The 22,820-nt window shown below is 55.5% G+C and carries 21 protein-coding genes; 19 read left to right on the forward strand and 2 right to left on the reverse strand.

Translation table 11 applies throughout. The features are described 5' to 3' along the window. Nucleotides 1-18: 18 nt before the first annotated feature. The 6 genes from BCV73_RS29865 to BCV73_RS29890 all read left to right on the forward strand — a co-directional run bounded on the left by BCV73_RS29865 (nt 19) and on the right by BCV73_RS29890 (nt 8,408). The gene (locus tag BCV73_RS29865; protein ID WP_089549540.1) at nt 19-2,556 is read left to right on the forward strand and encodes a carbohydrate-binding domain-containing protein; all 2,538 of its coding nucleotides are present in this window, start codon (nt 19-21) and stop codon (nt 2,554-2,556) included. A gap of 202 nt (nt 2,557-2,758) precedes the next feature. Further along, nucleotides 2,759-3,424: a YdeI/OmpD-associated family protein gene (locus tag BCV73_RS29870; RefSeq protein WP_089549541.1), complete on the forward strand. Its 666-nt coding sequence runs from the start codon at nt 2,759-2,761 to the stop codon at nt 3,422-3,424. 14 nt (nt 3,425-3,438) lie between these two features. After that, on the forward strand, nt 3,439-3,804 hold the full coding sequence (locus BCV73_RS29875) for an MmcQ/YjbR family DNA-binding protein (RefSeq protein WP_089549542.1): 366 nt from the start codon (nt 3,439-3,441) through the stop codon (nt 3,802-3,804). 134 nt (nt 3,805-3,938) lie between these two features. Next, on the forward strand, nt 3,939-5,714 hold the full coding sequence (locus BCV73_RS29880; protein WP_089549543.1) for a DUF5050 domain-containing protein: 1,776 nt from the start codon (nt 3,939-3,941) through the stop codon (nt 5,712-5,714). 66 nt (nt 5,715-5,780) lie between these two features. Continuing rightward, a complete protein-coding gene (locus BCV73_RS29885) occupies nt 5,781-6,206 on the forward strand; it encodes a DUF1801 domain-containing protein (RefSeq protein WP_089549544.1) in 426 nt (141 codons plus the stop codon). Nucleotides 6,207-6,362: 156 nt separating this feature from the next. Next, complete coding sequence (locus BCV73_RS29890; RefSeq protein ID WP_481855811.1) at nt 6,363-8,408, forward strand: bifunctional diguanylate cyclase/phosphodiesterase; 2,046 nt, start codon at nt 6,363-6,365, stop codon at nt 8,406-8,408. A gap of 57 nt (nt 8,409-8,465) precedes the next feature. On the opposite strand, the gene BCV73_RS29895 is transcribed toward BCV73_RS29890, so the two are convergent. Both BCV73_RS29895 and BCV73_RS29900 read right to left on the reverse strand, forming a co-directional pair. Beyond that, nucleotides 8,466-8,705, reverse strand: a complete 240-nt coding sequence (locus BCV73_RS29895) for a hypothetical protein (protein ID WP_143811912.1) — start codon at nt 8,703-8,705, stop codon at nt 8,466-8,468. Between the two features lie 249 nt (nt 8,706-8,954). Then, nucleotides 8,955-9,725 carry an ArsR/SmtB family transcription factor gene (locus BCV73_RS29900; protein WP_244169312.1) on the reverse strand — a complete coding sequence of 257 codons (771 nt, stop codon included), beginning with the start codon at nt 9,723-9,725 and terminating at the stop codon, nt 8,955-8,957. A 193-nt stretch (nt 9,726-9,918) separates the two neighbouring features. Between BCV73_RS29900 and BCV73_RS29905 the strand changes: the two genes are divergently transcribed. The 13 genes from BCV73_RS29905 (at nt 9,919) to BCV73_RS29965 (ending at nt 22,684) form a co-directional block, all read left to right on the forward strand. Beyond that, nucleotides 9,919-10,470 carry an NADPH-dependent FMN reductase gene (locus BCV73_RS29905; protein WP_089549547.1) on the forward strand — a complete coding sequence of 184 codons (552 nt, stop codon included), beginning with the start codon at nt 9,919-9,921 and terminating at the stop codon, nt 10,468-10,470. Between the two features lie 116 nt (nt 10,471-10,586). After that, the gene (locus tag BCV73_RS29910) at nt 10,587-10,937 is read left to right on the forward strand and encodes an ester cyclase (protein WP_089549548.1); all 351 of its coding nucleotides are present in this window, start codon (nt 10,587-10,589) and stop codon (nt 10,935-10,937) included. Between the two features lie 47 nt (nt 10,938-10,984). Then, the gene (locus BCV73_RS29915) at nt 10,985-11,386 is read left to right on the forward strand and encodes an ester cyclase (RefSeq protein WP_076172244.1); all 402 of its coding nucleotides are present in this window, start codon (nt 10,985-10,987) and stop codon (nt 11,384-11,386) included. A 132-nt stretch (nt 11,387-11,518) separates the two neighbouring features. Next, a complete protein-coding gene (locus BCV73_RS29920; protein ID WP_089550458.1) occupies nt 11,519-12,259 on the forward strand; it encodes an SDR family oxidoreductase in 741 nt (246 codons plus the stop codon). A gap of 63 nt (nt 12,260-12,322) precedes the next feature. After that, nucleotides 12,323-12,697: a MerR family transcriptional regulator gene (locus BCV73_RS29925; protein ID WP_089549549.1), complete on the forward strand. Its 375-nt coding sequence runs from the start codon at nt 12,323-12,325 to the stop codon at nt 12,695-12,697. Continuing rightward, nucleotides 12,678-13,169: a GNAT family N-acetyltransferase gene (locus tag BCV73_RS29930; protein WP_256993040.1), complete on the forward strand. Its 492-nt coding sequence runs from the start codon at nt 12,678-12,680 to the stop codon at nt 13,167-13,169. Before BCV73_RS29925 ends, BCV73_RS29930 begins: the two co-directional genes overlap by 20 nt. Nucleotides 13,170-13,406: 237 nt before the next feature. After that, nucleotides 13,407-15,101 carry a sigma-54-dependent transcriptional regulator gene (locus BCV73_RS29935; RefSeq protein WP_089549550.1) on the forward strand — a complete coding sequence of 565 codons (1,695 nt, stop codon included), beginning with the start codon at nt 13,407-13,409 and terminating at the stop codon, nt 15,099-15,101. 177 nt (nt 15,102-15,278) lie between these two features. Continuing rightward, a complete protein-coding gene (locus tag BCV73_RS29940) occupies nt 15,279-16,241 on the forward strand; it encodes a 2-keto-3-deoxygluconate permease (RefSeq protein ID WP_076172238.1) in 963 nt (320 codons plus the stop codon). Nucleotides 16,242-16,280: 39 nt separating this feature from the next. Continuing rightward, on the forward strand, nt 16,281-17,579 hold the full coding sequence (locus tag BCV73_RS29945; protein ID WP_089549551.1) for a four-carbon acid sugar kinase family protein: 1,299 nt from the start codon (nt 16,281-16,283) through the stop codon (nt 17,577-17,579). Nucleotides 17,580-17,581: 2 nt separating this feature from the next. Then, nucleotides 17,582-18,589 (forward strand): 4-hydroxythreonine-4-phosphate dehydrogenase PdxA, encoded by a 1,008-nt coding sequence (gene pdxA / locus BCV73_RS29950; protein ID WP_089550460.1) that lies wholly within the window; start codon nt 17,582-17,584, stop codon nt 18,587-18,589. 300 nt (nt 18,590-18,889) lie between these two features. Further along, nucleotides 18,890-19,879: a sugar-binding protein gene (locus tag BCV73_RS29955; RefSeq protein ID WP_089549552.1), complete on the forward strand. Its 990-nt coding sequence runs from the start codon at nt 18,890-18,892 to the stop codon at nt 19,877-19,879. Next, on the forward strand, nt 19,876-21,360 hold the full coding sequence (locus tag BCV73_RS29960; RefSeq protein ID WP_089549553.1) for a sensor histidine kinase: 1,485 nt from the start codon (nt 19,876-19,878) through the stop codon (nt 21,358-21,360). Before BCV73_RS29955 ends, BCV73_RS29960 begins: the two co-directional genes overlap by 4 nt. Next, nucleotides 21,335-22,684 (forward strand): AraC family transcriptional regulator, encoded by a 1,350-nt coding sequence (locus BCV73_RS29965; RefSeq protein WP_089549554.1) that lies wholly within the window; start codon nt 21,335-21,337, stop codon nt 22,682-22,684. Before BCV73_RS29960 ends, BCV73_RS29965 begins: the two co-directional genes overlap by 26 nt. Nucleotides 22,685-22,820 lie beyond the last annotated feature (136 nt).

Consider the following 22,820-nt stretch of genomic DNA (forward strand, 5'->3'; position numbering starts at 1 on the left):
CGAAACGAGGTTGATCCGATGAAACATTCCTATAAAACGAAATTTGCCGCGATTCTGATCCTGTCGGCCATGCTGGCCTCCGGGTGCACGACCAATGCGGCGAGCAATACGTCGACAGCGGCGGAGGGCACGGCGACCGAGGCGACGAAAACGACGACGGTGAATGCGAGCGAAGCGAACGCGAAGCTGGCCAGCCTGAAAATCAATGATCTGATGGAGTATGACGCCGACGATACCACGGTAGATTGGTCAGCCGGTGACTCCACGGTCATCAAGCTGAACGGGACGGACGCGACCGTGACGGGAGCAGGCGCAAAGTCCAGCGGAGGTGATGTAACCATATCCTCGGCCGGAACGTATGTGATCAGCGGCAGGCTGCAAGGCGGCAGTATTGTGGTCGATGCGGGTAAGGACGACGTCGTGCGCTTGGTGCTGAACGGAGCGCAAATCGCGAGCTCGGACAGCCCGGCGATCCAGGTTAAGCAAGCCGGCAAAACGGTGCTGACACTGCCGGAAGGGACGCAGAACACACTGTCGGACGGCACGAAGTATGCGGATACGTCCGATGAGGCACCGACGGCGGCCCTGTTCAGCCAGGACGATCTGACGATTAACGGCACCGGCCAGCTGACCGTGCAGGGGAATTACAAGGACGGCATCACCAGCAAGGACGATCTGAAAATCGTCAGCGGCACGCTGAGCGTCAACGCAGCCGACGACGGCATCATCGGCCGCGACATGGCCGCTGTCAAAGCGGGCACGATCAACATTAACGCCGGCGGGGACGGCTTCAAGACGACTTATGACGGGGACAAGACCGATAAAGGGTATTTGCTTATTGAGGACGGCACGTTCCATGTTGAATCCGGCAGCGACGGCTTCCAGGCGGCAGCTTCTCTGCTGATCGCTGGAGGCACCTATGATGTCGTGACCGGCGGCGGCAGCGCGAACGCCGAGCCGCATGAGGAAGAAATGCCGATGCAGCGCCCTGATTTCGGCGGCCAGTCAGGAGCGGACGGACAGGGAGGTGAGTCCGGTGCCCAAGACACAGACAGCGGCGCGGCTGCGGATTCGACCAGCGGCGACGAGGCATCGGCTAAGGATTCCGCATCCCAGGTGAAGGATGACACCGCTGCGAGTACGAACAGCAGCAGTGGAACAGACGCGGATGCGGCGCAGACGGAGGATGAGGAAAGCGAGTCTACGAGTTCGAAAGGACTCAAGGCAGAGGCAGGCATCGCTGTTTCGGGCGGCACGTTCACGATCGACTCGGCGGACGATACGGTGCACAGCAATGGCAGCATCCTCGTTTCCGGCGGTCAGCTGGATCTCACGACCGGTGATGACGGCATTCACGGCGACGTATCGATCGTTATTTCCGGCGGCAAAGTGAACATCAAGAACAGCTACGAAGGTGTGGAGGCCACGGATATCAGCATTTCCGGCGGCGAAGTGAACGTCGTCGCGAGCGATGACGGCGTGAATGCTTCCGACGGCAGCGGCAGCTCGGAAGGCCCGGGCGGCATGTTCGGCGGACAACCGCCGGCAGGCATGCCGGGACAGGCGCCGGACCAAGCGGCCGGCAGCCAAGGACAGACGGGCGATCAGGCGCAGTCCGGAACGTCTGCGCAAACGGGCAGCAGCTCGTCGTCCGGTACGGGCTCGGCGCAGTCCGATGCGCAGGCGAATGTGGGCAGCCAGGCGGCGCAAAGCGGCTCGGCTGACCAAAACGTCGCCCAGCAGCGTCCGGATGGCCAAGGGATGCCTGGCGGCCCTGGCGGAAGCGCCGGCACCGCACAGCTGACGATCAGCGGCGGCTACCTGACGGTGAATGCGCAAGGTGACGGTCTGGATGCCAATGGCTCCATCACGATGACCGGAGGCACCGTGATCGTAAACGGTCCGACATCGGGCGGCAACGGCGCCCTTGATTATGACGGTACGTTCGAGCAGTCCGGCGGTCTGCTGGTTGCCGCGGGCAGCGCCGGTATGGCCCAAGCGCCATCGGAAAGCTCGTCGCAGCGTTCGGTGCTCATGACGTTCCCGAGCACGGTGAAGGCGGGCACGCTGGTGACGCTGGCCGACAGCGCAGGCACACCGGTCCTGAGCTTTGCACCGGCTAAAGACATCCAGACCATCGTCATTTCCACGCCGGATCTGAAGTCCGGAGAGACCTACGCCTTCTACACGGGCGGCACCTCGACAGGCACGTTGAAGGACGGATTGTACACGGGCGGCAAGCTGACCGGCGGCACGAAGGTCGTCAGCTTCAAGCTCGGTGACACGGTCACGTATGTGAACGAGTCCGGCGTGACCACTGGCGGCGGTGGATTTGGCGGCGGCTTCGGCGGAGGCCGGGGTCCGGGAGGCAGAGGAGGAGCGAACGGCAGCGGATCGGGCGCGAGCGGTCAAAGCGGCGCCTCCGGTACCAGCGGCAGCACATCCGGTAACTCCAGCGGCAGCACGTCCGGCAGCGGAACAAGCAGTACCGGACAGTCCGGAACGTCGGGCTCCGGCAGCTCGGGTAATGCTGATACAGGCACATCCTCGATCTAATGACCGGCACGAACTAACGAGAATATGCGGTGATATGCACGGGTAACGCAGAGCCCCCATTTTTAATGGGGGTTCTTTTTGCCGTGGTGTGGCTGGGCGCTGCCGATAGGAGGTTGCTTTTTCCCCGAATGTTCGCTTTACTATATACGAAAAAAGTACAGAATATTAAATATAATAGATTGATTTACGGAGGCCTTTGAGAATGGCGAAAACAATCGTGGAGAAGTTGAACCTGCAAAAATATAATAAGACGGCGGTACTGCATCAACCGGAAGGGGAGGATCTGCTGGCCGGTCTGGAGTCGTACGATACCGAGCTGAAGGACGGCGGTTACGATCTGATTTTCGCCTTTGTGCTCGATATGGAGTCTCTGCAGGGGCTTGTACGGAAGGTGATTGACGGCAATCATCTGAACGAAGGGGGATATTTGTACGCAGCATATCCGAAAAAGGGAAACAAGGTTTACTCTACCTATATTCACAGGGACGAGCTTCTGGAAGGGTTAGGCGCGGATGAGAATGGATTTATTGGGACAAGCAGCATCAAATTTGCTCGTATGGTCGGATTGAACGACGTGTTTACGGTCGTCGGCCTCAAAGCGGAGAAGCCAAGCAAAAAGCAGCCGTCCTCCAAACCGAGCCAATCCGTTGGCGATTATGAAGCCTTGATTCCGGAGGTGGAGAAGGATCTGCAGGATACTCCGGAGGTGCTTGTCTTTTACCAGTCCCTCACGCCGGGATACCGCCGAGATTGGGCCCGGTACATTTACAGCGCGGTACAAGAGGAGACCCGGGAGAAGCGGCGCGAGGATATGAAAACGGCTCTGGCGGCGGGCTATAAAACGATGGACCTGTATCGGAGAAGATAAGGAGGCGGCTTGGGATGAAGTCAATGCAGGGCTTGGACATGCTGGAGCGGGTGAGGGGCATCTGCCGTCCGCTGCCGGAGGTGGAGGAGATTGTTGACGGCTTTGGCCACAACGTCATGAAAGTCAGAGGCAAAACGTTTGTCATGATGGGGGAGAACGAGGGCGTTCCGAGCCTTTCGTTCAAATCGACCAAGGAAGAGCAGTTCCTGCTGCTGCAGCAGGAAGGCTACGTTAAAACGCCTTATATCGGGCACCACGGCTGGGTTTCCGTGGATAAATCATCCGTCCCGGACTGGGACGAGCTGGCCGTGCTGATCAAGGAGGCGTATCTGCTGGCGGCGCCCAAACGGTTGGTGAAGCAGGTCATCGAAGGCGCATAATTTTGGAGTTTAGCACAGAACTAGAAACATATTCCTTTCTCCGGACGTCTATAATCTAGGCGGTCCCTGGCAGATCGATTGAGCTAGGTTCGTCTGAGATGAGATAAAATTTCTGAGGGTAAGGAGAAGTTTCGATGTCGACAAAATTCAAGTTAACGAGTTTGCTGCTGTCTGCGGCTTTGGTATGCGGGGCGGTACCGGCTTTTGCCGCGGAGAAGGCGGCTCCCAAGCCTCTAAGCCAAACCTTCGACAAGATGGTCATCATTCCTTATGATTATCACGGAAAAGCTTTTATTAACGGGGAGAAAACCGACCTTTACGGTGATTATGACATCGTCCAGCGCAGTGGAAGGGTCTTGGTGCCGATCCGCCTGATGGGAACGCTGGCTTCGCAGTTCCGCTCCCAGGGTGAGTGGCAAACGATTTGGGAAGCGGAAAATCCGGATGACGTTACTTTTGTGAACTATGGGTTGAAGAAAACGATCAAGTTCAAAGTGAACAGCACCACAATGCTGGTGAATAACGAGTCCAAAAAGATGGACGTGGCTCCGCAGAAAATCGGTGGCCGGGTCGTTCTGCCCCTAAGAAGCGCAGCGGAGGCGCTGGGCAAAAATATCCAGTGGCTGGACGGCCTGATCGTGATGGGAGACGAAGTCGTTGACGAGAAGAGTGCCGAAACGCTGGCTGTAAAAAACCGCATTTTAACCCAACTAAAGGACACCCGGAAGCCGGTGGCGGATGAAAAGGTACTGACGCCGATCACTAAATACGGAGACGCGCTGTACTATTATAAGCAGATCTATCAAAGCAGCGGCACCTTAGAACGGTTATATCGGAAGGCTGACGGCAAAAAGGAAGTTCAGGTTAACATTCCGGGGGAGCCGGCACTGCACAGTGCGAAGGTTATCGGGCATGACCTATATTTTGTATCGACGGTGAGCAACCAAGGGGTTCTGTATGCTTTGGACCTGACCAACAATAAAGTTCGGAAGGTGAGCTCGCTCGCGGATTGGAAGCCGTCGGACGGCTGGCTGCAGAATGTCTCGATGATTGACAATGAGCTGAACGTGAACCTACACAGCGGCGATCTCACGATTGGATCGGAGACGTTGTATCGAGTTCAGAATGGCTCATTGAAAGAGGTGACAGGTGCCAAAAGCATAATCGGTCCTGTCAAATCGGGTGATTTCCTGTATCATGCCGATTTTAACATTATGGGCAAAACGGTCGATAACTTAAGCCGGGTTAATCTCAAGACTGGGGAGAATAAAGCGATCGGCCAGGACGACTTCGTTTATGCCATCAACCGGAAGCAGCATGACGGGGGCGGGACCAGCTACAGCGTTAATGATGCCATTTACGTCAAAGGGGGCTTTGTGTACGTGCTTGGATACAAAGACAGCGACCCGAAGGATGAGGGCTCGGTGTACAAAGTCAACCCGTCTGACCAGACGCAGGTGAAGCTTACTCCTGCCGCCGGTCCGTTCTGGATGGTGGATAACCAGATTTATTATGTGGACGGTGCGACCGGTTATTTGGCCAAGACCGATGTGAACGGAGCGGAGCCAAAAACCGTGATTTCCAGAAAGGTGCTTAATGCCCAGCTGTTGAATGGCAGCTTGTACTACACCTCGAACGATGCCGGCAGTTCCTACGATCCGGGCATCCTGTACCAATATGACTTCTCGACTGGCAAGGAAATCAAGCGCAGCGACAAGCCAGTAAGCTCGTACTACATTGGAAAGAATGCGATTTACTACCTGTCGGAAGGCTACGATCCTGGAATATACAAGATTGACGCGAAGGGGAGCGCCCGCCTGGTATCCGACCGGATTCAAACGGCAAAGCTTACGGATGAAGGTTTGGTGTACACCTTGACCTACAAGGAAGGGGTTTATTCGGTAAAATAAACCGATTCCGTTGGTCTGCCCGGGTAAACGGGCAGGCCATTTTATTTTCCTGAAGGAGTGGTGACCATGTATGAGCTGAAAACGAAAGAAACCGATGACAGTGTGCTCGACTTCATCGAACAGGTGGAGCATCCCGGCAAGAAGCAGGATGCGTATTGGCTGCTGGATATTTTTACAGAGACGACGGGGTATCCTGCGAAAATGTGGGGGGCGAGCATCATCGGCTTCGGTTCGTACCATTACAAGTATGCGTCAGGTCACGAAGGGGATGCGCCGCTCGTCGGCTTTTCACCCCGCAAAGCCAAGATCAGCCTCTATTTCGCCCCTGGAGAAGAACAGCGTGAAGCCCTCCTGAAGAATTTGGGCAAGCATACCTCCGGCAAAGGCTGCGTCTATATCAACAAGGTTGCGGATATCGATGCAGACGTGCTGAAGGCGCTGATCCGGCAGTCGGTAAAGCATTTGCTAGAAACCTATCCGGCTGGGAAGTGACAGCAGGCTGCCGGGGTCACAGAGCCGTGTCGATAGGCGGTAAAACTCGTGCAGAAGGCGGCGAAAATTAGCGAATTTTGCTAAAATACTTCTTTCGTTTTGGCGGGACGCTCCTTTATACTTGCTCTATGAGTTTTACTGCGCTGACAACAAGGAGTGAGCCCCATCGTCCTGCTACATGAATCATATAATTTATGGATTGTTATGCTCTCGTTCATCATCGCCGTATTTGCGTCCTATTCGGCCCTCAACTTAGCGGCCAAAATATCAAGGTCGCGGGGCAGGACGCAGAAATGGTGGCTGGGAGCCGGCTCCTGCGTCATGGGCAGCGGGGTATGGTCCATGCATTTCGTCGGTATGCTTGCCTTCCATTTGAACGTGCCAGTGAATTACGATATTCCGATTACGCTGTTATCGATGCTGTGCAGCATAGTGGCGTCATTTATTGCATTCCAAATGCTGCTGTCCAAAGGCGTGAACTGGGGCAAGTTTGCCTTGAGCGGGTTCTGCATGGGCAGCGGCATCGTGGCGATGCACTATACCGGGATGGCCGCGATGCGTCTTCCGGCCGAGATTATCTATGACCGGTCTTATTGGCTGCTCTCGGCAGCTATTGCATTGGCGGCTTCTTACGTGGCGCTGCTGCTGTTCATCCGCTTTCGCGATCATACCGAGGTCAGCTGGTGGAAGTGGGCTTCGGCTCTGGTCATGGGACTGGCCATTTGCGGTTTGCATTTTACCGGTATGAAGGCGGCCGATTTTTGGTGCGGGAACCCGAATGCGATTGTTTCTACCGATGCCGGGGAAATGAACCTTTTACTGCTGGCCGGTGTGACGATCACGACGTTTTTTATCCTGATGGTTTCGTGGGGAGCGATGTTTTTCGACCGTCACGTGTTGGAGAAAATGGCCTACAGCGACCCGTTAACCGGGCTGCCTAACCGGCATGACCTGAATCGGCTGCTTGGCGAGGGAGTCGACACCTCAAAGGAAACCGCCGTTTTGTTTATCGACCTGGATCGATTCAAAACGATCAACGATACGCTGGGTCATGACATCGGCGACATGCTGGTTCAGGAGGTGGGAAGGCGTCTAAGCGGGTATCTGCAGGATGACCAGAAAGTGTTTCGCCTAGGCGGTGATGAATTTCTCGTGGTTGCGGAAAACTGCGGTCAGGCCTTGGCGGAGGAGCTTGCCTCCGGCATTTTGGAGGTCGTCACCCGACCGTTTGTCCTGCAGGGCAATGAGCTGTACATTACGGCCAGCATTGGCATTAGTCTGGCGCCCAAGCATGGAACGGACCGGGCGTCGCTGTTGAAAACATCAGATACAGCCATGTACAATGCCAAGAATGCCGGCAAGAACCGGTACTGCGTATTTGATGACGATATGGATAAAAGGCTGCTGCGCCGGCTGGAATTGGAAAAGGATATGCGCGGAGCGTCGGAACGCCAGGAGTTCTATGTCGTGTATCAGCCGAAGTGGGATGCCCAGACGGATACTCCCGTCGGACTCGAGGCGCTGATGCGCTGGCCGCACCCCAAATTCGGCGTCGTCTCACCAGATGAATTCATCCCGATCGCCGAAGAAACGGGACTGATCATCCCGATGACCCGGTGGATCCTGGAAGAGGCCTGCCGCCAAAACAAGGTGTGGCTCGACAAGGGCATGCCTTCGATGATCGTGTCGGTCAATGTGTCTGTGCGCTTGTTCGAAAGCCAGCACCTTCTGTACATGGTAGAACATGCGCTTCGGACGACCGGGCTTCCGGCCCGGTACCTGGAGCTGGAGATCACCGAATCGACGATGCTGTACGATGTGCCCGATATGATCCGGCAGCTGAATGAGCTGCGCGAGATTGGGGTGCGGATATCGATGGACGATTTCGGATCGGGGTATTCCTCGCTCGGATCCCTGGATCAAATTCCGATCGACACGATCAAGATCGATCAGCTGTTTGTCCGGGAAAGCGATTCACCCTCCAAACGGGCGATCGTGGGCGCCATCATCGATATGGCGCTAAAGCTTCATCTGGAGCTGGTGGCTGAGGGCGTGGAAACGAGGGAGCAGATCGATTTTCTCCGCGCATCCGGATGCAACGTGATGCAGGGATATTTCTACGGCAAACCGATGAATATCGAACAGATGGACGAGTGGCTGCTGCAGAATGCGGGCAGGCCGATCGGAGAAACGTTGGTTTGAATAAAATAAAAAGGATGCCGGTTGTAGCTGGCATCCTTTTTTTTACAGGCTATTTTATTAATCATCCTCGGGATGGTTATAGGTGAAATTCTCAGCATGGTTGATAGAATCGTTCCGCTGGTTCTGAACCAAAGATTTCAGCTCTCGAACCTCCCGGCGCAAATGCCGCAGCTCGGTACGCATATTGGATTTATCCACGGCCAGCCGGACCAGCAAAAAGAAAATTGCCAAAATAACTCCCCACATTATCAGGACGGCTACCACGCCGCCCATACCTATCATACTAGCACCACTCATCTTAGCATTTCATCTCCCTTCTCCATCGCTATCGGTTATCTGCTATATAAGCAGGGTGGAGTTCACACAGCCTATAAATGACGCTCGTTGACATCTATTTATAACAACGCCTTGGAAGCACAAAAGTTAGAGAAGTGCGGAGAAGTTTGCCGGCTATGGGCTTGGATTAACATGCTTGTCGATCAGATCGCACGAAAAACCCACTCGCAGACAGTCGCGACTGGGCCTTGAAAATGCTTTTGAAGCTCCTTACATATCCGCCAGCGTAGACCCTGTTTCCAGGAACGTTTTCATTCCCGAAAGGACGAGCGGCAGGCCGTTCTCCAGCACGCCCGCGGTAGGGAGCGCCTGTTCGAAATCGTCATGGACGGCCGTAACGAGCGTGACGCCGGGAATTTCCGCGTGCTGTGCGATCTCCCACGTGACGCGGGAAGGCGCATCGTTCTCCGTACCGGGCAGATTGACAAACTGCCAGCTCACGGCCAGCTTATGCGGGCGATCCAGTTCAAGGATGACCCCCTTGACCTTCTTTTCCCCCTCCGGGCCCAGCAGTTCAAAGGAAGAGCCGATTTCCCAGGAGGATTGAATGGCACAATTGAACCAAAACTTTGACGTTTTGGCCGGGTCGGTAATCGCCTGCCACACCTGCTCGGGACTCGATTTAATGGCGATCCGGTTGACATGCTTCGGTCTGTTTTCCATTTGCGTCTCACGCTCCAATTCGAATTGAAGTGATGTTAATCCTGCCGCCCAAGGTTCGGCGTATTTGCTGACCCATCGTTCGTATATCTGGCGGATGGGCACGGCGTTAAGGTAGTGCAGCTTCTCCCGGCCGACCTTCCTGGTCGTAATGAGTCCGGCTTCCTCCAGCAGGTTCAAATGCTTCATCACGCCGAACCGGGACATGTCGAGCGGGGCGCACAAGTCGTTCAGCGTCCGTCCGTCATGCGCCTGCAGCAGGTCCAGAAGGGTGCGGCGCGTGGGGTCGGCGAGGGCTTTAAATATTAGATTGTCCTCCAATCGTAACACCTCCTTTACCTCGTGCATTGAAAAAGTGGAGCAATGCCCTTGACATGTTACCATATAGTAACGTATTATAATCCCATCAAGAGTGACAATATAGTCACATATTATCATACCCCAAATCGTTTGTCAGCCGGCAGGTGTTTAAGTGCTGATGCAGCGCCGGGGAATCCAAAGGAGGATGTAGGAAATGAAAATGACTTTGATTGCCGGAAGCAACGATGCGGGATCCGTAAGCACCAGGCTCCTTCGTTATTTGGAAAGCCAACTGGCCGGCGGCGGAATTACGGTTTCGTTCGTGGACATGAGGGAGCTCCAGCTGCCGCTGTATTCGCCGGAAGCAGGGCAAAATCCGGAGGCTGTACGTCTGCAAAATGAGATCATTCATGCAGATGCGCTGATTTTGGCCACACCGGAATACCACGGATCTATCTCGGGAGCGCTGAAGAATGCCCTGGATTATTTGACGCCGGGACATGTGGAAGGCAAGCCGGTTCTTTCCGTAAGTTCGGCAGGCGGGCCGCTTGGCATCAGCTCGCTGACGCATCTGCAGACGATCGTCCGCAACCTGCATGGCGTCAATTGCCCGGAATGGATTTCCGTAGGGTACGGTTCGAATGAATTTGGCCCGGATGGCGCGCCTTTGGATGCAGGGGTGAGAGAGAGGGTCAGCACAGTTATCGAACAATTTATAAAGATGACCCGGCTGCTTTCAGCTGAGACGGCAGTGGTAACCGGATAGACAGCATATTTTTTTACACAACACGTGACCAAATGGTAACATTATGAATTTGCAACGATTAGACGAGTGCGCCGGAGTATTTTGAATATGACCAACAAAAAAGGAGACGGATCGCTATGAGCACAACGCGGCAGCAGCAGGTGGAAGCGGCAGTAAAATGGATCGAAGAGGCATGGAAGGCAGGGACGCTGAGCCAAACGGGGCAAGCATTCATCGGTCAACTGGAAGAGGCATTTACGGACCGGCAATACGAAGTGGATGACGTGATGGTCCAGGGAGAGAAGGTCATCGCCAGGGTGGTCATCACGGGCAAGCACACCGGAATATTCGCAGGAATTCCCGCTACGGGAAAAACGGTACGGATCACGCAGTTCCACGAATTCACGGTGAACGATGGGCGGATCGTTCATCGCTTCGGATGGTATGACACCGGTACGCTGCTCCCCCAGCTGCAAACTGGTGCCTGACATGACCTGTATGATACGGCCAATATAAATTAGAGGAGATGGATCCTATGACAACGATGGAGCAAAAAAATACCGAGGTGGTTGAAGCTTTTATTCAGGCGTTCTGGAACAGCAACGATCTGAGTGCAGCGGATACGTTTACGACTGAAGATTACCGGGAGCTCAGCTATCAATCGAAAGAAGGGTTGAAGCAGTTTGCAGCCAAAATCCTGGAGGCCTTCCCGGATAAGCAGTATACGGTAGAGGAAATCATCGCCGAGAATGAGAAGGTTCTCGTTCGAATGACGGTCCGTGGCACCCATCAGGGCGTGTTCTTCGGCACCGCACCGACCGGACGGACGATGAATGTGACGCTGTACCGCCAGTACCGCCTTAGGGACGGAAAAATCGCGGAGCATCGCGGCTGGATCGATATGGTGACGATGTGGAGCCAAATTCAAGCGGGATAAACCTAAACCGCTGGATTCGATATGTTAAACACCTGTCTTTTTCCTATGACCAGAAAGCCTTGACCTAGAGCGCGCTCAAGGTCCTATACTGGGAACCATCTTACCCGTAAAGAAAGGATGGTCCCGATGATCATGAACGCGGTGCAAGGAAAAGTGGTTATTTTAACAGGAGCCTCCAGCGGTATCGGAGAAGCTACGGCCAGGGTCCTCGCCCGAAGCGGAGCCCAAATGGTGCTCGCAGCAAGGCGCGGAGAACGGCTCAAGCAGCTACAGTCGGCGATTGAGCAGGAAGGAGGCACGGCGGTGTACCAAGTGACGGATGTGAGCGTGCAGTCGCAGATGGAGGAGCTGGCCCGGCTCGCCCTTGACACATACGGACAAATCGACGTGCTGGTGAATAATGCAGGGATCATGCCGCTGTCTTATCTGCACGAGAAGAAGATCGAAGAGTGGGACCGGATGATCGATGTAAACGTGAAGGGTGTGCTCTATGGGATCGGGGCCGTGCTGCCGTATATGCGGGAGCGCCGACAGGGGCACGTCATCAACGTCGCGTCGGTGACCGGGCACATCGTCCGTAAAACGTGGGCGGTTTACTCAGGCACCAAATTCGCCGTTCGGGCAATCACCGAAGCACTGCGCCAAGAAGAAGCTCATAATAACATCCGCACGACGATTATTTGTCCGGGAGGCGTCGACACCGAGCTGGTGCACACGATTACGAACGAAGAAGTGAAGCGGGACATCGAAGCTTCCATGGACATCGCCTTAACCCCGGAGGCCATCGCTCACGCTATTGCCTACGCCATATTCCAGCCGCCGCAAACGGCCGTCAATGAAATCATTGTAAGGCCCACCAGGCAGGAATTATAATACGAATAACCATGGCTCACCTGTCGTCAGGTGGGCTTTTTCGCTTAGGAGGGATTTGAAGGCATGAGTTACTCGATCGGGGAAGTGTCGGCCCAAACGGGTTTGTCGATCCATACGCTGCGGTATTATGAAAAAGAAGGCATCATGCCGGGCGTTCAGCGCAACGAAAGCGGCATCCGCCTGTACGAAGCGAAGGATATCGAAGCGCTGGAGTTTATCTGCTGCCTGCGGGAAACGGGGATGGGCATCGCTGACATTAAACAATTTGTCAACCACGCGACCACCATTCAGGAGCGGCTGGAGCGGCTTCGGGAACAACTGCAGAACGTCCAGGAGCAAATGGCCCGGTTTAAAAAATATGAGGCTATGCTGAATCGCAAAATCGGCCTTTATGAAGACATGGCCCAAGGAGACTCCGATGAAAAACACCATGAATAACGTACGGCTTGCCTTATATCACCGGGATCACGAGGCCGGACTTGGAGCTTTTACGCTGCCGGAGGAGCAGCATGAATTCACCGCATTGCCGTTTGAAGTCATACAGAACGCGCTGGAGCGGAAGGAGAGGCATCCGATCGTCATTTTGGGGGATGAGGAGCCGGTCGGCTTTTTCATTCTGGATGCAGGGGAAGACCGGAGCGAATACTCGGAAAACCCCAATGCCCTGCTGCTGCGGGCTTTCTCCATCGATCACAGGCATCAGGGACAAGGGTACGCGACGCAGTCTCTGCTCGGCCTGAAGGAGTTTGTCAAACAGCATTTCCCGACGGCCGATGAAGTGGTCCTTGCTGTTAATATGAGAAACGCTGCCGCGCGTCATGTCTATCTCAAAGCGGGTTTCCGTGATGAGGGACGGACCCGGATCGGGCCGGCAGGTCCGCAGCACATTCTGGTACTCGGGATATCATAGCGAGAGTAAAGAGATAAAAGGAAGAAAATACTTTGCGGCGCAGGCTGATCCATTGGCTTGCGCCGTATTTTTCAAGCGCGGCTGCAGCTGCTGGCTCTGAATTCCGTCCTCCATCAAATGGCCTTTTCTTGGCGTCGCCTTCACCAAACTACCCGCAGACAAGACTAAAATTGCATACCACCCGATTATATGCTATGACTGAACTACAATCTTAAAGGAATATAGGTGTGGGATCAGATGAGAATAAAAGCCCTGTTTATAGCTCCATATGCAGCCATGGAAAACTTGATCGAGACGTGCCGTGCGGAAGAGAAGGATCTGGACCTTCAGATCCGGGTCGGAAATCTGCAAGAAGGGGTTGCCATCGCCAAGCAGGCGGAGGCTGAAGGGGTCGACGTCATCATCAGCCGCGGCGGAACGGCCAAGCTGATCGGGGAGGCCGTCGATATTCCCGTCGTCGACGTGCATGTATCCGGCTATGACATGCTGCGGGTATTGACGCTGGCGAACGATTTTCCACGAAAAAAGGCGATTGTCGGCTTTCCCGCCATCACCCTCGGCGCCAAGGCCATCATCGATTTGCTGGAAATTCCGATCGATATCTTCACGATTCATGACGAGGACGAGACGGAGAGCCTGCTCAGAAAGCTCAAGGAGGAAGGCTACCAGCTGATTATGGGGGATGTAGTGACCTTCGAAACGGCGTCCCGGCTGGGGCTTGTGGGTATTCTGATCCAGTCCGGGCGCGAAGCGATTTTCGATGCCTTTCAGGAGGCGAAGACCGTCTCCCGCTGGATGATGAAGAACCGCCTGGAAATCGAAAGGCTCAAAGCTGTGCTGCAGGTCACGGCAGGGGATGTGATGGTTCTGTCGGAGAACGGGCAGGTCGTATACGAGCAGTGGAAGCATTTCGATTCCCGTCCCGTTCCGCATGTCGGCTTGGATCACCACGCTTTCCGGGAGACGGCGGCGGTCCGGGAGACCAGTCATGCGAGCGATGCGGAAGGCAGGCCGCTGAAGATCGTCAAAACCCGGGTCGCGGTGGAAAATGGGGCTTATTTGGTGTGCGAATTTTCGCGCGTCCATATGAATTCGCCGGCCGAGGCGGTTTTGCAGGTGAAGACGGGCACGCCGCCGCTGATCATTCATCAGAGTGAAGCGATGGACGCTTGTTTGTCGATGATCGACCGGTGCCTTTCTGCATCCCGGTTCGTCCTGATCGGGCCGAGGGGGGCCGGCAAGGAGTTGATCGCGCGTTATATTCATAACCGCAAGTTCAGCGGGGAGGGCCTGCTCGCCTCCGTCCAGGCTGCCGATATGCTGGCCCTGGAGCCCGACGAAGTCGACGCAGAGATCAAGACGCTGCATATCCACGCGCTCGATATGATGGATAGCAGCCTCAGGGCTGAGCTGTGGCGGAGAATGGACGCTTTTCAGGGAAAGGGAATCACCCTCATCTTCTCAATGGTTGTAGAGCAGCATTTATGGGGAGCCTATGAGGACGGAATCGTCCGGATTCATGTTCCTGCGCTGGCGGAGCGAAAAGAGGATATCCGGGAGCTGGTCACCTCGTTTTTGCTGTATTTTAACCAAACGCAGGGCACCTCGGCCATTAAAATGACGGACAAAGGGCTGGCCCTGTTGATGGACTACAGCTGGCCGGGCAACGTATCGGAACTGCGGGCGCTGCTTCAGGAGGCGGTGCTTTTGGAAAAAGGGTACGTCATCGAGCACGCCTTGATCGAACAGCTGCTGCAGCGAAAAGGCGAGGCTGCCGGAGCGATCGGCGGAGAACTGCTGAACGGCACGCTGGAACAGATTGAGAAAGCAATCATTGAGAAGGTGCTGGAGCAGGAGGGCTTTAACCAGACCAAAGCGGCGAAGCGCCTGAACATCAACCGGTCGACATTGTGGAGAAAGCTTAAGGACTGATAGTGGATTCTTCATTATTGTTTAAATATGCAACACTTTTGGTTAAATGAATTTTATTTAGCTAAAAAGTGTTGCATTATTTTTTGTAAACGTTTATCATAATCGATGTAATCGTTTTATGTAATCGCTTTTACAAAACGAACTGTTTAAATTTACAACACAGGAGATGACACAGCCATGAAAATAAAGGCAGCCATTGACAAAGTCCCCGGCGGGATGATGTTGATCCCATTGCTGATCGGCGCCCTGATTCGGACGTTCTTTCCGCAAGTATTCGATATGCCGGAATTCAAGAGCTCGTTTACAGGCGGTCTATTGACCGGTACATCCGCGCTGCTTGCCGCCTTTTATATTTGCTTAGGGTCGACGATTCGGTTTCAGGCAACCGGTTACATTTTGAAGAAGGGCGTCAGCCTTTGGGTAGGTAAAATCGGTACGACCTTCCTGATCGCCCTGCTGATCAAAGCGATTTTCCCGGATCAGAACAATCTGTTCCTGGGGTTGTCGGCTCTGGCCATCGTCGCGGCATTCTCCGACACCAACGGCGGCCTGTACATGGCGCTGATGGGTCAGCTCGGCAAGAAAAAGGAAGACGTCGCCGCATATTCGATCATGTCACTGGAATCCGGCCCGTTCTTTACGATGCTCATTCTCGGTGTCGCCGGCCTGGCCAGCTTCCCGATTATGGCGTTTGTCTTTGCGATTCTGCCGCTTCTGCTCGGCATGATCCTCGGAAACCTCGATGAGAAGATGCGCGAGTTCCTGAGCAAGGGACAGGATGTCATCATTCCGCTCTTTTCGCTGGCGATCGGCGCCGGTATTAACCTGACCAACGTGGTCAAAGCCGGATTCTCCGGTGTCATTCTGGGGATTGGTGTTGTCGTGATCACGGGCATCGTCCTGTTCCTGATCGACCGTCTGACTGGCGGCGACGGCGTGGCCGGGATCGCGGCATCGTCTACAGCGGGCAACGCTTCGGCAGTTCCGATGGCGGTTGCTGCGGTATACTCCGGCTACAGCAGCATTGCTGCGGATGCAACGCTCCAGGTAACGGCATGCGTCATTGTGACGGCGATTCTGACCCCGCTTCTGACGACCTGGTTCGCAAGAAGGGCGCAGCGGCGGAGTTCACAGGCGTAAGTGGCATGGACAAGGAATCAAGTAAGGGAGTCGTTCAACATGCAGCATATGTACATTATCGCAGATGATTTGACGGGAGCTAACGATGCCGGCGTGCAGCTGTCCAAGATCGGGATCACGTCAACCGTGTATCTCGATTCCCAAGCTGCTCCGGCCAAGCCGAACGGGGATGTTGCCATTATCGATACGGACACCCGGGCGGCAGGCGAACAGGAAGCACACGACAACGTTTCTAAAGCAAGTACTTTGTTTTATCAGCAAGGGTATCATCAAGTATATAAAAAAATGGACTCGACCTTACGGGGGAACGTGGCTGCCGAGCTGGCAGCCGTCGTTTCCGTTCATCAGCCGGAAGTGGTCGTGATTGCCCCGGCATATCCGAAGATGAACCGTCAAACCCTTGACGGTTATCAGCATGTCCACGGGCAGCGCGTCTCGGAGACCGAATTCGGTCGCGATCCCAAAACGCCGGTCAAGGACAGCTTCATCGCGAATCTGTTCCGGCCGTATGCGGGTCAGCAGAGCATCGTCCTGATCGACCTTGCGCAGCTGCATGGACCGGCGGAACGGCTGATGCAGACGATCGAGGAACATACCGCACTGGGGCGGACCTGGTTTATATGCGACGCAGCGACGGATGAAGATCTGCAAAAGATTGCCGAGGTTTTTGCCCGGGCGGGTAAAAAGACGGTATGGGCCGGTTCGGCCGGCCTGATCGAGCACCTGCCGGAGGCGCTTCAGCTGGAGCGAACCGCTGACCGTCCGGAGGACCGGCTCCGGGTCGCCAAGACGCTGACCGTGTCCGCCAGCTTGTCGCAGGTGACCAAGCAGCAGCTGGAGAACGTGCGGTCGATGCCGGACACGTATTTTGTAGAGCTGGACCCGGTGGAGCTGATCAAGCGCACGTACGCTCTGCCGGACGTTATGGCTTCCTTAGCCAAGGAAGCGGACAAGAAGCATTTTGTATTGTTTGTCGATTCGTCGGTCAACAATAGAGAAGCGACGAAGCGGCTGGAAGCCGAGCTCTCCATCGGAAAAACCGAAATCGGCGAGACGATTTCCAGAGAGCTCGGGGCGATCGCACGGGAGGTTTTAGGCACATATGAGGACATTAACGGCCTGGTTCTGACCGGCGGCGATACCGCCAAGGCGGTGTGCAATCAGCTGAACATGAACCAGATGCAGCTCTGCACCGAAGTGGAGGCCGGGCTTCCGCTCGGGAAGCTGCGCGGCGGAGCGGATACAAGAGAGTACTGGGCCGTAACGAAGGCCGGAGGATTTGGTAATGAGCGTTCTTTGATGAATGCGTTGATCTATATGAGTGGAGAGGATGAATGAAAATGAGCGAAACCAAAGCTGTCATTGGTATTACGATGGGGGACGGAGCCGGAGTTGGTCCCGAAATTATTCTGAAGAGCCTGCAGAACCAGGAGATTTACGACCTGTGCCATCCGCTGGTGATCGGGGATGCGAAAATTCTGAATCGGGCCAAGGCTTATGTGAACAGCAGCCTGAACGTTGAAGCGGTGACTGAGGACCAGCTCAGCAGTCTGAACTATGAGCACGGCACCGTCTACTGCCTTGATCTGAATCTGCTTAGCGAGGACCTTCCGCTTGGACAGGTATCGGCTGAAGCCGGCCACGCGGCGTTCGAATATCTAGCTAAAGCGATCGATTTGGCGAAAAAGCAGCAGATCGACGCGATCTGCACCGCTCCGCTGAACAAGGAAGCCCTGCATAAAGGCGGCCACAAATACCCGGGGCATACGGAAATTTTGGCCGATCTGACGGGAACGAGCGAATTTTCCATGATGCTCTCCGCGCCGAATCTCAAGGTCATTCACGTCACCACTCACGTCGGCTTGATTGATGCGGTGAAAATGATCAATCCGGAGCGCGTATACCGCGTCATCCAATTGGCGCATGAGACGCTGACGAAGTCCGGCATCGCTCAGCCGCGTATCGCCGTCTGCGGCATCAATCCGCATGCGGGCGAGAACGGCCTGTTCGGCTACGGCGAGGAAGAGGAGAAAGTCGTGCCCGCCGTGCAGCGCGCCCAGGACGAGGGCATCAACGTGGTCGGACCTCTGCCTGCGGACACGCTGTTCTTCCGCACCGTCCGCGGCGACTTCGACATTGTCGTTGCCATGTATCATGACCAGGGCCACGGACCGGTCAAGGTGCTCGGCCTCGACGCAGGCGTGAACATCACCGTCGGCCTGCCGATTATCCGCACAAGCGTAGACCACGGCACCGCCTTTGACATTGCGGGCAAAGGGATCGTGGAAGAGAAGAGCATGATGGAAGCGATCCGCCAGGCGGTTGAGCTGGCACCGAAGAAACCATAAATTCGCGATTGAGAGGTAGATGGCTCCTTAGATGGGGGCCATCTTTTTTATTTATCAGGTTCCCTCCTTTATCGTTCAGAAAATATTCGGAAACCATTCAGCGGCTTTTCATTCAAATGCTATACTGTTGTAATGGGAACACCCGGGACTTATGCCTTAACCATGATAGGGGCGGCTGGTTTTCCGCATACTAAATCAAAATGTTAGAGGGCCATATTGGGCCGTTATAACAGGGAGCATTTACGGTAAAATGCCGATCCCTACAGATATATCTCATTTGGGCTAAGGAGGAAGATGCTCATGCTCAAACGAATCTGGCCCTTCGGGCTGATTGTACTTGTTCTCATTTTTGCGTATATTCTGGTCCGGTTTTTCCTCGCGTCCATGACCATCGGTGATTTGGTCGGACAGATCCGGCTTCAGCGGGCCGACGATCCGTCCGTTAAGCATGTCGTGCTGATCGCCCAGGAGCTCGACAACCCGTTCTGGCGGGAAATGGAGCAAGGGGCGGAGGAAGCGGCGGACAAGCTGGGGATGCGGATTGATTATACCGGCCCGATCCGCATCAATCCCGCCGAGCAGATGAGGCTGCTGGAAAGGGCGATCGCATCCGGACCCGACGGCATCTTCGTGCAGGGAATCGTGGATCCGGACTACGATGCGCTGATCCAAAGAGCCACAGGGCAAGGGATCCCGGTGATCACTGTGGATGCAGACGAACCAGGCAGCTCCCGCCTGGCTTATGTGGGAACCGACAACCTGGGAGCGGGAAAACGAATGGGCGAATTGGTGCTGAAGGAAGCGGCCGGCAAAGGGAAGATCGGCGTCATGATCGGAAGCGAGCGGGCCGAAAATATGCAGCTGCGCCTGGCGGGATTTCGCTCGGTGATTTCTGCAGCTCCCGGCTTCGCCATCGTGGACGTCCGCGCGTCCAACATTTCGCGGATCGGCGCCGCCAAGCAGGCCGAGGCGATGCTGAAGCAGCATCCGGACATCCAGACGATCGTCGGCTTCAGCTCCCTGGACGCGGCCGGAATCGTCGAGGGCATCCAAGCTGCGGGCAGGACGGGAATCCGCGTATACGGCTTTGACGACCTGGCCATGACCCGGCAGGGGATCGAGCAGGGCGAAATCGCAGCGTCCATTGTGCAGTCGCCGAAAGAAATGGGGGCACGGTCGATCGGCCTCCTGAACGAGCACTTTCACGGCAAGTCCTTTGCGGCCGAGCATTTTATTCCGACGAGCGTCTTGGACAAGTCGGCGCTGAAGCTGGAGGTGGCCGGCCCATGAACATGCGCCGGATGCTGCTCATAGTGATCCCCGCTTTATTTGTCCTGACGAACGCCGTATCGTTTTTTATTTTTCAAAGCGGGCGAACCGTTCAGCAGAGCTATAATATGATGCTGGACCGGGTATTACTATACAAACAAATCGATGCGGAGACCCGCAGCAATTTAAGCGCGGTCAATGTGTATCTGACGGACCGGAGCGAGCGGAGCCGGCAAATCTATCAGGAGCATCAGAGTCAGCTGCGAAAGCTGCAGGCGGAACTGAACGCCCAGGACGCCATTCCGACCACGGAGCTGAGCGTACGGAGCTACCGCAACCTGCTGGAGACGTTTCTTGCGCAGGAATCCGGCATCCTGCAGGCGTTAAGCGGCAAGACCCCGCTGGCATACGCCAACTCCTATGCGGCGGCGGAGAAGACGGCCGGTTTCATCCAGGAAGAGGCGTACCGGCTGATCGACCAGGAGCTGAGCTATTATCAGCCCCTCTACCGGAGCATTCTGGCGCAGACCGACCGGATGAACCAATGGGGCGTCGCCTTGTTTATATTCAGCACGCTGATCAGCGTCCTGCTGGCTTACTGGATCTCCCTCCGTATCACCAGACCGATCCGGCAGCTGGTCCGGACAGCCCGGCAAATTTCGGACGGCAACCTACAGGTGAAACCGCCGGTGATGAAGAGCCGCGACGAGTTTCGGATTCTATCCGAGGCTTTCGTGCAGATGCAGGACAATTTGAAATCACTGATCCGCAAGGAAAAAGAAGGGCTGGAAAAGGACCGGCTCGTCAAGGAGCTGGAGCTTGAGGTGCTGCAAAACCAGATCAATCCTCACTTCCTGTTCAATTCCCTGAACGTGCTGTCCAAGCTGGCGCTGATCGAAGGGGCCGAGAAGACGAGCGATCTCACGGTCACGATGTCCAATCTGCTGCGTTACAATCTGCGCCAGCTGGACCGGCCGGTGCCGCTCCGCGATGAGGTGGAGCATGCGAAGGAGTATTTTACGATTCAGCAGGCCCGCTTTCGCGACCGCATCCGGTTCGTCACGGACATCGACGAGAAGGCTCTGGATGTACTTGTGCCGGTGCTCACGCTTCAGCCGCTGCTGGAGAACGTGTTCGTGCACGGCATCGAAGGTATGGAAGAGGGGGCCGAGGTTCGGCTTGCAGTTTCTGCCGTGCCGGGCGGAACACGGATTGCCATTTCCGATAATGGGATCGGGATGAGCGAGGAAGTCCGGCGGTCGCTGCTGGATACTGACACACCGCGGCTGCGGGATCAGGGAGGCGGAGAAGCCCGGCACCCTGCAGGGCACTCGACGGGCCTCGGAACCCGCAACGTGTTTAAGCGCCTGGAGCTGTTTTATGACAGGAAGGATTTGATTGACATTGTCAGCGAGCCCGGGAAGGGGACGACGGTCTTTTTGAACATCCCTGCCGAAACACGAAAGGAGGACGCCCATGTATCGTCTGCTGATCGCCGATGATGAAGCGCTGGAGCGGGAAGGTATCGAATGGATTGTGAACCGGATGATGCCGGATACGTTTGAAACGATCCATGCGGAGAACGGCCGGATGGCCATACAGAAGGCGGAAGAGCACCGCCCGCACATCGTCATGATGGACGTGAGAATGCCGGGCATTCAGGGGCTGGAGGCATTAAAAGAGATTAAAGCCCAAAATCCGCAAGCCAAAATGGTACTTATCACCGCTTATGAAAATTTTGAATATGCCAAGCAGGCGATCACCCTCGGCGTGCACGAGTATTTGGTCAAGCCGGCCAAAAGGGAGCAGATCGTTGCCGTGCTAAGCCGGCTGGTGCAGGAACTGGAGGAGGAGCAGCACAAGCGCGATGAGGAGCTCGCGGTGCGCGAGCAGTTCTTTCAGCTGCTGCCGCTGGCCGAGACGGAAATCGCGCTGCATCTGATGTCGGGCCATGTCAATGAGACGGAGACAGGCCATCTGGCCGATATTTTGCAGCTCCCGGTCGACAAAGGCTGTTCTTTGGTGCTGGGACTGTCCGAAGTGGGGGACGCCAAGAAAAAAGTGTACGACGCCGTAAAAACGGCGGCGCACGCAGCCCCGAAAGACGGCTACGGCACGGTCGTCAGCTCGCTCATTCACAGCCATATGGCCCTGTTCCTGCTGGGAACGAGGCAGACTGGCGACTCGGCGTTGGCTGAAGGCGCCCGCGAGCTCGGCACACGGTTGGCTGATGTGCTGAGTGAGCAGTGCGGGATGGCCGTCCCGGTCGGCATCGGAACCGTCCAGAATCGGGCGGAAGGAATCAAGCGGTCTTATTACGAGGCTGTTTTCGCCTCCAGGTATGATCAGGAAGGGGGCGGCATCTGCCGCTTTGAAGACCTGGTGCAGGCTTCGGGTGCCGGCGGAACGCATGCAGAGAAGCTGATCAACGGATCCGGCGATGCCGGAGAGAGCGCCTATGTTGAATTGGCGATCCGCCAAATCCGTGAAGATCGGGAGCAGCGGACCACCAATATGCTGGACCGGGCGGTGCTGTATATCCGGGGCCGATTTCAGGAGGAACTGTCGCTCGAGGATGTGGCGGAGCATGTCCACTTGAATCCTTACTATTTCAGCAAGGTATTCAAACAGCAGACCGGGGAAACCTTTATCGACTACGTGACCCGGCTGCGGATCGACAAAGCCAAGGAGCTGATGAAAGACGGCCGGTACAGCATGAAGGAGGTCTGTTACCAGGTGGGGTATAAGGATCCGAACTATTTCAGCCGGGTATTCAAAAAAGTGACGGGCCTCACGCCGTCCGACTACAGAGTACAGCACCAATGAGAGACAAAAGTCCATGCCGAATGCGGGCATGGACTTATTTGTGATGCGAGCCGAATTTGTGCTAGTCCAGGCTTATCAGGCGAATGACGGAGCGATTTTATGCTGATCTACCGCAAATAAGTGAAGGGATTCGAAA

The organism is Paenibacillus sp. SSG-1 (genome assembly GCF_002224835.1).
GTDB classification, from domain to species: Bacteria; Bacillota; Bacilli; order Paenibacillales; family Paenibacillaceae; genus Paenibacillus_AQ; species Paenibacillus_AQ favisporus.